The sequence below is a fragment of the Halarcobacter sp. genome, from assembly GCF_963676935.1.
GTDB lineage: Bacteria > Campylobacterota > Campylobacteria > Campylobacterales > Arcobacteraceae > Halarcobacter.
On the sequence record NZ_OY781470.1, the window covers coordinates 1,523,394 to 1,534,895 of the forward strand.

The 11,502-nt window shown below is 25.7% G+C and carries 11 protein-coding genes; 4 read left to right on the forward strand and 7 right to left on the reverse strand.

What is annotated here, in order from left to right:
• Positions 1–347 precede the first annotated feature (347 nt).
• Positions 348–1,568: a molybdopterin molybdotransferase MoeA gene (locus ACKU4C_RS07420; protein WP_321315794.1), complete on the forward strand. Its 1,221-nt coding sequence runs from the start codon at positions 348–350 to the stop codon at positions 1,566–1,568.
• Positions 1,569–1,570: 2 nt separating this feature from the next.
• A complete protein-coding gene (locus ACKU4C_RS07425) occupies positions 1,571–2,476 on the forward strand; it encodes a DMT family transporter (protein WP_321315796.1) in 906 nt (301 codons plus the stop codon).
• Positions 2,477–2,516: 40 nt separating this feature from the next.
• On the opposite strand, the gene rmuC is transcribed toward ACKU4C_RS07425, so the two are convergent.
• The 5 genes from rmuC to ACKU4C_RS07450 all read right to left on the reverse strand — a co-directional run bounded on the left by rmuC (position 2,517) and on the right by ACKU4C_RS07450 (position 7,061).
• Complete coding sequence (gene rmuC, locus ACKU4C_RS07430; RefSeq protein ID WP_321315799.1) at positions 2,517–3,836, reverse strand: DNA recombination protein RmuC; 1,320 nt, start codon at positions 3,834–3,836, stop codon at positions 2,517–2,519.
• Positions 3,826–5,076, reverse strand: coding sequence for a M48 family metallopeptidase (locus tag ACKU4C_RS07435; protein WP_321315801.1), 1,251 nt, complete (start codon positions 5,074–5,076; stop codon positions 3,826–3,828). The genes rmuC and ACKU4C_RS07435 overlap by 11 nt, the downstream gene beginning before the upstream one ends.
• A 74-nt stretch (positions 5,077–5,150) precedes the next feature.
• Entirely contained in the window at positions 5,151–6,161 is a 1,011-nt protein-coding gene (locus tag ACKU4C_RS07440; protein WP_321315803.1) for a GGDEF domain-containing protein, read from the reverse strand.
• A gap of 199 nt (positions 6,162–6,360) precedes the next feature.
• A complete protein-coding gene (locus ACKU4C_RS07445) occupies positions 6,361–6,723 on the reverse strand; it encodes a YbgC/FadM family acyl-CoA thioesterase (protein ID WP_321315805.1) in 363 nt (120 codons plus the stop codon).
• A gap of 137 nt (positions 6,724–6,860) precedes the next feature.
• Positions 6,861–7,061 (reverse strand): hypothetical protein, encoded by a 201-nt coding sequence (locus tag ACKU4C_RS07450; RefSeq protein ID WP_321315807.1) that lies wholly within the window; start codon positions 7,059–7,061, stop codon positions 6,861–6,863.
• A gap of 180 nt (positions 7,062–7,241) precedes the next feature.
• Between ACKU4C_RS07450 and ACKU4C_RS07455 the strand changes: the two genes are divergently transcribed.
• Entirely contained in the window at positions 7,242–9,170 is a 1,929-nt protein-coding gene (locus ACKU4C_RS07455) for a cache domain-containing protein (RefSeq protein WP_321315809.1), read from the forward strand.
• A gap of 14 nt (positions 9,171–9,184) precedes the next feature.
• Here the strand turns inward: ACKU4C_RS07455 and ACKU4C_RS07460 are convergent, their stop codons facing one another.
• Together ACKU4C_RS07460 and ACKU4C_RS07465 are read right to left on the reverse strand one after the other, a co-directional pair.
• On the reverse strand, positions 9,185–10,204 hold the full coding sequence (locus tag ACKU4C_RS07460; protein ID WP_321315811.1) for an aldo/keto reductase: 1,020 nt from the start codon (positions 10,202–10,204) through the stop codon (positions 9,185–9,187).
• Between the two features lie 43 nt (positions 10,205–10,247).
• Positions 10,248–11,225 carry an SLAC1 anion channel family protein gene (locus ACKU4C_RS07465; RefSeq protein ID WP_321315812.1) on the reverse strand — a complete coding sequence of 326 codons (978 nt, stop codon included), beginning with the start codon at positions 11,223–11,225 and terminating at the stop codon, positions 10,248–10,250.
• Between the two features lie 55 nt (positions 11,226–11,280).
• On the opposite strand from ACKU4C_RS07465, the gene ACKU4C_RS07470 reads away from it, so the two are divergent.
• The gene (locus ACKU4C_RS07470; RefSeq protein ID WP_321315814.1) at positions 11,281–11,484 is read left to right on the forward strand and encodes a malate dehydrogenase; all 204 of its coding nucleotides are present in this window, start codon (positions 11,281–11,283) and stop codon (positions 11,482–11,484) included.
• Positions 11,485–11,502 lie beyond the last annotated feature (18 nt).

The following is an 11,502-nucleotide window of genomic DNA, read 5'->3' on the forward strand; positions in this document are numbered from 1 at the left end:
AATCAGTTACTAACGCCAAACCCAAAATAAATCTACTTTACTTATAATAGTTATAAGTTGCCCTAATGATGGCTACCCTAAAAGTAAATTTACTTAAACTTATACGTATCATAACACCCAATTATATAAGTTTTTGTTATATAATGATGTATCTATTATTACGACATTTTTTCCTTAAGTCAATTATTTTTCATGTAATATTTTAAAAAATTTCGTTTCGTAACATAATTAATATAACTTGCTATTTAGATGCTATTTTAAACATAAAAATTACTTAAATTAGACCTCTAAAGTGAACTTTTTTTTAGTATATGTTAATATTCCGTCAACAATTTATGGAGCAAAATATGAAAAAATATATCAATTATGATGAGTCTTTAACAATACTAAGTAATATGGAATTTAAAGGAAAAAATAAGGAAAAACTTTTTTTAATCAATGCACTCGGTAGAACCATTGCTGAGGACATAATAGCGAATAGTAATTCACCTGAGCACCCTACTTCGGGTATGGATGGTTATGCCATAAAATTTGAAGATCAAAAAAATGAATTTATAGAGATAATAGATAAAAATCCAGCTGGTATAGTAATAGATTCTGAAGTTGTTTTAGGTACTACAATTAAAACTTTTACAGGTTCACTTATGCCAAAAGGTGCAGATACTTTAATACCTGTAGAAAATGTTGAAGTAAAAGATAATAAAATTTATATAATAAATAGTGTACCGAAAGGGTTTGCTGTAAGAAGTATTGGTGAAAACTATAAAAAAGGGGAAATACTTATTAAAGCAGGTTCTGTTGTAGGTTATGCAGAGATAGGCGTTTTGGCTTCATTAAATATTGGACAAATATATGTTAAAAAGTCTCCTGTAGTAAGTATTGCTAGTACAGGTAGTGAGATATTAGATATAGGTGAAGAACAAATAAATAATGCACAAATAAGAAGTTCTAACCATCTTACTGTTGAAGCCTTAGCAAAAAAAGCTGGAGCAAATACTGTTCAAATGGGTATAGTAAAAGATGATATGGATACTATAACGGAGATGATGACAAATGCTTTAGAAGTATCAGATATATTAGTAACCACTGGTGGAGTATCAAAAGGTGATTATGACTTTGTTCAAGATGTAGTAAAAGAAAGATTAGGTGCAGAAGTTTTATTTCATGGGGTAAAAGTTAAACCAGGTGGTCCCCTTTTAATTGCTAAAAAAGAGAATAAACTTATTATCTCATTACCAGGATTTGCATACTCTTCAACAGTGTGTGCTATCTTATATCTTATCCCAACGATATACAAATTTATGGGTACTAAAAAGACACACAAAATAGTTAAAGCTAAAATTGATAGAGACTTTCCACGAAAAATGCCAAAAACAGTATTTACTGCTTGTAATATAAAATATGAAGATGGTGAATATAAAATTGATTTTGATGGTAAAAAACAAGGAACTAGTGCAATTTTAACAAATATGTTAGGAACACCTGCCTTATTAATTCAAAAAGAAGATAGTGAAGATATAAAAGCTAATGATTTAGTTGATGTATTATTACTAGATGAATTGAAATAACAATGAAAGAGGGACAAGTATATTTATTATTAGGACTTTGTGTTTTATTTTGGTCTGGAAATTTTGTTTTAGGAAGATTTGTTAGCTCAGAGATGCAAGCAGTAGAATTAGCTTTTTTTAGATGGCTATTTGTTGTAATATTAACAATTCCTTTATTGTTTAAAATAGATATTAAAAAAGTTATTAAAGTATATAAAGAGAATTTTTTATTTCTTTCTTTTTTAGCTTTTATAGGAATCACTCTATTTAATACATTAGTATATATAGCATTGCATACAACAACTGCTACAAATGCACTATTAATTAATTCTATTATTCCTATATTGATTTTAATACTCTCTTTTTTAATATTAAAAACAAAAATTTCAAAACTTCAAACAATAGGAATCTTATTATCAACTTTTGGTGTAATATTTTTAGTATTAAAGGGTAACTTGTCAAGTATATTTCACTTAGAGTTTACAAAAGGTGATTTATGGATTATTGCTAGTTCTATAACTTGGGCAACATACTCAACACTTATAAAGCTAAAACCTAAAGCATTAACACACCTTGAACTGTTTATATTAATTGTATATGTTGGATTTATATTTTTATTACCTTGGTATCTAATACAAGGATATTCAATACAAAGAGAATTAACTATTTTACAAAACAACTGGTATTTTTTTGTATATGTATCAGTATTTGCATCTTTAACATCTTTTTATTTATGGCATTTAGGGATAGAAGAGATAGGTGCAGAAAAAACAGGACAATTTACCCATCTTATGCCTCTTTTTGGAGCAAGCTTAGCATTTATATTTTTAGATGAGATACCACATCTTTACCATTTAATAGGTGCATTGTTTATAGGTGTAGGAATCTATTTATCTTTATTTATAAAAAAACAAAAATATAATACATAGAGTTTTTAAGGTTTTTCCTTAAAAATTCTTATTTTTAGTTTTAATCTTCTAAAAGTTTTTGAGAGTCAATTCTTTTTTTAGTTTTAACACCAAGTTCAATAAACTCTTCACTTCTTCTTATAAGATTACCTTTACCTGTAGTTAATTTATTCATAGCATCATCATAAGCTTTATTAGTTCTATTTATATTAAGTCCAATAGCTTCCATATCAGTTACAAAACCTGCAAACTTATCATATAAATCAGCTGCTTTTTTAGAGATTAATAATGCATTTTCATTTTGATGTTCATATCTCCATATATTTTCTATTGTTCTTAATGTTGCAAATAAAGTTGAAGGAGACACCAGCATAATATTGTTTTCAAAAGCTGTTTTAAAAAGATTATTATCATTTGAAGCAGCTAACATAAAAGCCCCTTCAATAGGTATAAACATTAAAACAAAATCTAATGTTTTAACAGCATCAATATTTTCATAACTTTTAACACTTAAACCTTTTATATGAGTATATATTGATTTTATTAACTCTTTAGTTGCAAGCTCTTTTTCCACATCATTTTGTGCTTCTGTATACTTCAAATAAGAACTAAGTGATACTTTAGAATCAATAACTATATCTTTGTCTTGTGGAAGATGCACAATTACATCTGGTCTTAGTCTTTTTCCATTTTCATCGGTGTAAGAGCCTTGTGTACTATATTCTACCCCTTCCCTTAAACCTGTTTGTTCTAAGATTTTAGAAAGTATTAATTCTCCCCAATCACCTTGAGTTTTATTTTCACCTTTTAAAGCTTTAGTTAAATTAATGGCATCTTGTGAAATTTGATTATTTAGATCTTTTAGATTTTTAATCTCAGTAAGTAATGAAACTCTTTGTTTTGTTTCTTCATTATAGATATCATTTACCCTTTTTCCAAAAGAGGCTAATTGCTCTTTAAATGGATTTAACATCTGATTTAAGTTATTTGAAGATTTTTTAGTATTTTCTTCAAAAAGTTTATTTGCAAGATTTTCAAACTCCTCTTTTAATCTAAGTTTTGAATTTTCTAAAAGTTCTATTTTTTCTTTTAAATTCTCTTCTTTAATTATAAATTCATTTTTTAATTGTTCTTTTTTATCTTTAAAAGATTCAAGCAAAGAGTTGTATTTAATCTTGGCTTTACTTTTTTCATATTCAATTGTATCCGCAAAATTTGTTTCTAGTAGTTCTATTTTTTCTTCATAAGAGTTTTTAATTAATTCAAGTTTTTCTTCTAAAGTATTTACTTTTTGTCGCAAGATTAGCCAAATCACTAATCCTGAAACAATTAAACCTATTAAAAATGATATAACTATAAATAGATTACTATCAATTTGCATCGGCGTAAATACTGTCTTTTAGAGCTTCTTCACTATTTTCATGAACATTATAACCTAGTTCTTTAAATCTCTCAACTAAAGGTGGATGAGAGTAATAAAAGAAAATATATAAAGGATGAGATAAAGGAAATGATTTATTCTCATTGGCAAGTTTTAATAAAGCACTTATCAAATCCTCTTTACTTTGCATATTTGATCCAAACTCATCTGCTGCATATTCATTGTGTCTAGAAATCAATGAAATCAAAGGCATAAGGAAAAATGAAAGAATAGGAGAAAATAGTAAAAATACTGCGATGATTGCATATGGTTCATTATTTAAACCTAAACCTAAAAATATCTCATCACTTAAGTTACCAAATATAGCAAAGAAAACAAACATTACTACACCCATGATACCAATATTTTTTAATATATCTCCATTTTTAAAGTGTCCCAATTCGTGACCTAAAACTGCCAACAATTCATTATGTGATAATTTTTCAATTAAAGTATCAAAAAGCACTACTCTTTTTGTACTACCTAAACCACCAAAATATGCATTTAGTCTATTGTCTCTTTTACTTGCATCAACAGAAAAAACACCTGAACTTTTAAAACCAACTTGATTTAACAAGTTTATAATTTTTTCTTCCAATTCTTTATCTTTTAAAGCTTCAAACTTATCAAACATCTTATCTCTAATAACTGGATACAACATATTTATTAAAATAATAACTGAAAAAATAAAAACAAATCCCCAAATCCACCAAGTAGAAAAGTTACCTATAATCCAAGAGATTGCAGCAATTACAATTGAACCAAATAATAAAAATAAAATACCAGTTTTTATTGTATCTTTTATAAATAAAGCTGGTGTCATATTTGAAAAACCATATTTTTTATCAAGTTTAAAAGTTGAATATAAATCAAAAGGTAAGCCAAGTAACCAATTTATAATAATAAATAAATTGATAAAAACCACAGCTTTTAAGATACTTGATTCTATTAAAATTAAAGAGTCTAAAGTTTTTAGACCAAAACCAATCCAAATAATAAATAAAATAAAGCTGTAAAACGATGAAACAATTGTAACTTTTTCTTTTTCAATTGTATAATTCGCTGCTTCAGCGTATCTATTTTCATCTAAAATAATAGGCTTCATATTTTTTGCATTTTTAACAAAACCTATTTGCATAAATGATGTATATATAGAAACTAAAAAATATAAACAATAAGAAATAACAAATACTTCTAACACTAATTTGTCCTTTGTATAGTAATTAAAAGTGTTATTGTAGCCTTTTAGAACTTGTTATTTATTGAAAATTAGTATCAATTATCTTCGTTAAGGTCATCTTTAGAAAGACAAACTTTGTTTCTTCCTTGACGTTTTGCTTCGTATAAAGCTAAATCTGCTCTATGAAGTATTGTTTCAAGATTTGGGTCGTCATGATGAAGCATTGTAACTCCAATACTTACTGTAAACCTTATTTTTTCCTCTTTTAAAGTTTCTATTTCTAAATTTTCAATTTCATTTCTAATATTTTCAGCAGCTTTTAAAGCTCCTCTTTCAGAAGTATTTGGTAAAACTGCAGCAAACTCTTCTCCACCAAGTCTTCCGAAAATATCTGATTTTCTTAAGGTATCTCTAGCTTTTATTGCCATTTCTTTAATAACTTTATCTCCAGCTGAATGTCCAAAAATATCATTTATCATTTTAAACTTATCAATGTCTATCATTAATATAGCTAGTTTTTTATTTTCACGTCTTGCATAATTAACCATTGGAGCAGACGATTCATAAAAGCTTCTTCTGTTACTTACACCTGTTAAAGCATCTGTCGTAGCTAAAACTTCAAGTTTTACATTTATATCATTTAACTCTCTTGTTCTTTTTTCAACAGCACTTTCTAATACTCTTTGATAGTCCATAAGTCTTCTATCTTGTGCATTTTGCTTAATAGCTTCTAATATTATTAATTCAAAATCTACAGTGTCAAATTTTCTTGGGATGATTTGATAAACTGAGGCATTATTTATTATTTTAGATAAAGAATCGATACTAACAATATCTTCAAAAAGTATATTTCTTGTAGTTGGTGAGTTTTTATATAATTCAATAACGAACTTATCACAATCCATCTTAGAATTATCATTTCCTAATATAGTAATAAGTATTTCATTTCCTGCAATTATGTAGTTGTAACAACCTATTAAGGCCTGTTCTGTACTAATATAACTTTCTACTATATAATCAGAATCCACTATTCTAGATATTTTATTATATAATGTATCTAATACTTCAATATTATTATCAATACATGCAATTACATACTTAGCCATAAACGATTTATCCCAACATTATTTTAAATTATAATTAATAATTATTTATAAAGGCCCGTATTTTATCTAAAAAAAAATAAAAGAAAAGAATACAAAAACATTATTTCTAATTTTAAAAGTTATTTATTAAAAAATAATAAATTTTATTTATTATATTAAGGAAAAAATCAAGCTTTAAAGAAATCTAAATTTATTATATTTATTCAAAAATTTCTAAAATTTGTTTTGGAATTCTTGCAGGCTTTGAGTTTTTTAAATAAACTAACTTAACTTTTGAAAAAAAAAGTAGTTCATTCTCTCTATAAACTTCTTGTAATATTTCTACTCTTACAGCAGTTTTTGACAGTACTTTTGTAGTAACATCTAAAAGGTCACCAAATTTTGCAGATTTTATATACTCAGCTTCAATACCTTTAACAACAAAAAACTCAGTATCTTGATGAGGAGACAAGCCTTTTTCAAAAAATATATTACTTCTAGCTCTTTCACAAAATTTTAAGTAGTTTGCAAAATAAACTATCCCACCACAATCTGTATCTTCATAATAGACTCTTATTTTCATATTTTTACTTCCTTATACAAAAGAGAAATTATACTTAAACTTAACAAAGTAACAAATCAAAATACATTTGAATTTATGCTAATTCTTTCTATATTTTAGTTGAAAATAAAATTTATACAAAATTGGAATTTTTTGAATTAATTAAGAAAAATCTCTTCCTCAATTAGTTTTGGCATCATTAAACCTATCTCTTTATAGTTATATTTTAAACTCTTAACTACAAGAGAATATAGCCTATGATTTTTATATTTTTCATGCCATTTATTTTCTTTATTTTCATATATATTAAAATATTCAAATCTTATTTTATAAGCTTCTTTTGTTAACTCTTCTTGCATCTATTCTCTTTTTTAAAATAATGTTTATTTAAATCAATTTATCATACAAATAATAATTATTATCCTTTGATTTTAATTATACCTAAAAATAGTACTTTCTATCAATTTTAATATGAATATTTTAATTAAAATTACTGTAGAATAATTATTCATTTTATAAATTTATAACACCTGAGCAACATGAAAAAAAATACAACAACTGAAAAAACACTTATTAATATAATTAAATATGGTGCAGTCATTCCTATAGTATTACTATCTGTAATATTTACCTATATTTTTATTCAATACAAGAATAAAGAATTAATTGATGAAATAAGTAATCTTGAAATTAAATTTCTAAATGATAATAAAAGAAATGTTAAAGATGAAGTAAAAAGAGTTATTGATTCTATAAACTATGAAATTGGTATTTCAGAACAAAATTTAAAAAAATCTTTAAAAAATAAAGTTTATGAAGCCCATACAATAGCTTCAAATATATATAAAGAAGAGTTAAAAACTGGAAAATCAAAAGAAGAGATTTTCAAAACTATAAAAAACACACTTGGAAGTATTATATACAATAATGGAAGAGGATATATTTTTATTGATGATATAAATGGTATAAAACTTCTTCAACCAACAAATAAAAGCTTTGAAGGAAAAGACTTTTCCAACTTTAAAGATCCACACGGATATAACTTTGTAAAAAAAATCATAAAAACAATTAAAAATAAAACTGAAACTTTTGATAAATATTATTGGTACAAATCTCAAACTGATAAAACAGCTTATGAAAAAATGAGTTTTTATAAATATTTTGAACCTTACAATGTTGCGATAGGAACTGGTGAATATATTGTAGATTTTGAAAAAACAATTCAAAAAAGACTTCTAGATAAAATAAAAAGAATTAGATTTAATGATAATGGTTATATAACAATTCTAAGTGATAAAGGTGAGTATTTATCATACTTCAAAGAAGATAAAATAGGAACTAATGGTTTTAATCTTCAAGATGAAAATGGAAACTATTATATAAGAGATATTATAAATTTTGCAAAAGAAAAAAATAATGGATTTTTATCTTATATAGCTTCTTACAAGCCAAATGGTAATAATCAAAATAGAGAAAAAATATCTTATATAAGTTATTTCAAACAATGGGATTGGGTAATACTTTCTGGATTTTACCTTGAAGAATTAAAAGATCAGATAAAAGATAAAGAGATAGTACTGAAAAGAAGATACGAAGAGATTATACAAAAAATCATCACTATAAGTTTTATTGTTACTCTCATATTAATTTTATTTTCATTTTATATTTCAAGAATTATTTATAATAGATTTAATGAATATAAAGAAGAGATAGAAAAAGAAGTTGACAAAACAATTGAAAAAGAAAAACTTCTTATTCAACAATCAAAAATGGCTATTATGGGAGAGATGATTGGCAATATTGCACACCAATGGAAACAGCCTTTAAATCTAATAAGTACTTCTAATAGTTTGATAAAACTTAACAAAGAATATGATAATTTTAGCACTCCTGAACAAATAAATGAAGCTATAGATAATATTGACAATTCAGTAAATCATTTAGCTACAACAATAGATGATTTTAGAAACTTTTTTAAACCAAATAAAATCAAATCTGTATTTAAAATAAAAACTGTATTAGATAAAACATTTAAACTTTTAAATACTCAAGTTAAAAACAACAGTATAAAATTAATAACGAAAATAGATGACATTGAAATTTATGGTTTTGAAAATGAACTTTTACAAGTAACAATAAACATAATAAAAAATGCAATTGATGAATTGTTTAAAATTAAAGATGAAAGAATGTTATTTATTACTGCTTATTTAAAAAATGACATTGTTTATATCAAAATAAAAGACAATGCAGGTGGAATCCCTAAAGAACTTAAAGAGAAAGTTTTTCAAGCTTACTTCACAACAAAAGGTGATAAAGGGACAGGAATAGGTTTATATATGTGTAAACAGATTATTACCAATATTAATGGAGATATAAAAGTATCAAATCTTGAATATACACACGAAGATAAAACTTATAAAGGTGCAGAATTTACAATATCAATACCTTTTCAATCCTCTTTTTAATCCTAAGGCTAAGTTTAGCCCATAGGATATAAAATCTCTTTTTGAATCTCTTGTATTTTTGACATCAATTCTTGACCAATTTCAAAATCTAGTGCTGCTAATGATTCATCTAATTGTGATAACTCTCTTGCACCAATAATTGTAGATGCAACAAATTTAAAATGCTTAGAATAAGCAACTGCTAATGTAACAGGAGAAACTCCATACTCTTTTGCCAAAATAACGTATTGTCTTGTTGCTTCTAATGTTTTTTCATTTACAAATCTTGAAGCTTGAGCTTGTACTCTTGGATTTTGGTGTTTTGCATATGCAGTGAATCTACACCCTTCTGGATATAATCCACTGTTGTATTTTCCTGATAATACGCCGCCACCAATTGGTGAATATGGTAGTAAAGAGATATTTTCTCTTAAACATATGTTCGCTAATTCATCATGAAATCTTGGATTTAATAATGAGAAATTATTTTGAATAGATTCAAATCTAACTAAATCTTTATATTTTGAAACTTCATTTGCTTTAGTAAGTCCATATGCAGTATCATTTGAAGTTCCAATATATCTAACTTTACCCTCACGAACTAATTCGTCAAAAGCTTTTAAACTCTCCTCAATTGGTACAATTGTATCCGGCCAGTGCATTTGATATAAATCAAGATAATCAGTATCTAATCTTTTTAGACTTCCTTCAACTGCTCTTTTTATATGAAAAGAATCAATTGCAGTAAGACCATGTCTTGTAGGCGGAACAAACCATCCTGAAGCTGCACCTGCTACTTTTGATGCAAGAATGATTGATTCTCTTGGTTTACTTTTTAACCACTCACCTACAATTTTTTCAGTTGTACCTTCATAAGAAGCCTTAGGGGGTACTGGATAGATTTCAGCTGTATCAAAAAAATTGATTCCTCTTTCATAAGCTTTATCCATTATTTTGAAAGCTTCAGCTTTATTTGTTGAGCTTCCAAATGTCATTGTTCCTAAACAAATAGGAGTTACTCTTAGTCCACTTTTACCTATATAGTTATAATTCATAATATTACCTTTAAAAAAATGAATTATAACGCTTTATATTTTATTATTCCATTATACAAATCTCTTTTTTAAACATATGTACAATTGTTTCTTTTGCAACTAATGAAACTACAAAAATAGTAATTGCCATAAATATATAAGATAAAATTGCATATATATTTTCATGAGTTAACTGATACATTAAAATAGTTGCAATACTAATTGCAGCCATAGGGAATGTAAAGGCCCACCATGAAATAAAAAACTTGATATTGATATAGTTTTTATACATTACAAATACTAAAATTGTAAAAAATAAAGCCAAACTATATAAGATATGGGCAAAAAAATCTAAACTTGAAGTTAATTTAATATAAGCCACAAATCCAATTGCTGGTGGTGCAATAAGTATAAATAGAGTTGGCATAAATTTAGGTGCAAATTGCTTATGGAAAATAATTCTATTTAAAATAATCGCAAAAAGAATAATCCAAAAGAAAATACCTATAGAAAAGAAAAAGTATAAAACTGAATCTGATACAAAACCTTTTCCTGCAATAGGAACAATAATATTACCAACAATAGGGATAAACCAAGCTGGATTTGAGTGGTGAATTTCTAAGTTATTATTTATCCAATACTTAATTGTATAAAAAGTAAAAAAGAAGTGTAATAAAGCACCTGTAACAAAAAGTACATTTGATAATTCACTGATAGAATGTCTAAAAAAAATAGATAATAAAAGAAGTGAAATTGATATAGCTGCAAAGAAATTTACTCTTACTGGATGTGTCATCTCTTTTTTTACCTCTTCTTTATAAGTAATGATTTTTTTTACATAAAAAAATAAAATTACTAAAAATAGCCCCAAAGAGATATAACCAAAAATCTCAACAATTATAGTTGGGAAATATAAAACTTCATGCATTTTATGAAATACAATTGATAAACCAGTAAACCCCATAACAATAGCAAACATCATAATTGGAAAAAACTGCAACCTATCAGAAGGTATTGATTTAATATGTTCAGTTTGACTCATATATAAAATCCTTTAAAGAAATCTTTATTTATAATGGTTTGAAAGAAGGAGAATTATGGCTAAAAAACCAATAATCAATTTAATACCTATGAATTTATCATATCAAGATAGAGATCAAACAATAAAACTGTTAACTTTTAAAAGATCAAATATGACACTGGACATTGCCATATATGAAAATGAAAAGTTTATTAAAAATAGTAATATAGTGTTCGCGCATCTTCCAAAAAGTATTAAATCAAAGATCAAACCATTATAATTTTGAATTATATATCGT

Excerpts from the sequence above, each read along its gene's own strand:
- ACKU4C_RS07420 (WP_321315794.1), top strand. The coding sequence starts at position 348 with ATGAAAAAATATATCAATTATGATGAGTCTTTAACAATACTAAGTAAT.
- ACKU4C_RS07425 (WP_321315796.1), top strand. The coding sequence starts at position 1,571 with ATGAAAGAGGGACAAGTATATTTATTATTAGGACTTTGTGTTTTATTT.
- rmuC (WP_321315799.1), bottom strand. The coding sequence starts at position 3,836 with ATGCAAATTGATAGTAATCTATTTATAGTTATATCATTTTTAATAGGT.
- ACKU4C_RS07440 (WP_321315803.1), bottom strand. The coding sequence starts at position 6,161 with ATGGCTAAGTATGTAATTGCATGTATTGATAATAATATTGAAGTATTA.
- ACKU4C_RS07445 (WP_321315805.1), bottom strand. The coding sequence starts at position 6,723 with ATGAAAATAAGAGTCTATTATGAAGATACAGATTGTGGTGGGATAGTT.
- ACKU4C_RS07450 (WP_321315807.1), bottom strand. The coding sequence starts at position 7,061 with ATGCAAGAAGAGTTAACAAAAGAAGCTTATAAAATAAGATTTGAATAT.
- ACKU4C_RS07455 (WP_321315809.1), top strand. The coding sequence starts at position 7,242 with ATGAAAAAAAATACAACAACTGAAAAAACACTTATTAATATAATTAAA.
- ACKU4C_RS07460 (WP_321315811.1), bottom strand. The coding sequence starts at position 10,204 with ATGAATTATAACTATATAGGTAAAAGTGGACTAAGAGTAACTCCTATT.
- ACKU4C_RS07465 (WP_321315812.1), bottom strand. The coding sequence starts at position 11,225 with ATGAGTCAAACTGAACATATTAAATCAATACCTTCTGATAGGTTGCAG.
- ACKU4C_RS07470 (WP_321315814.1), top strand. The coding sequence starts at position 11,281 with ATGGCTAAAAAACCAATAATCAATTTAATACCTATGAATTTATCATAT.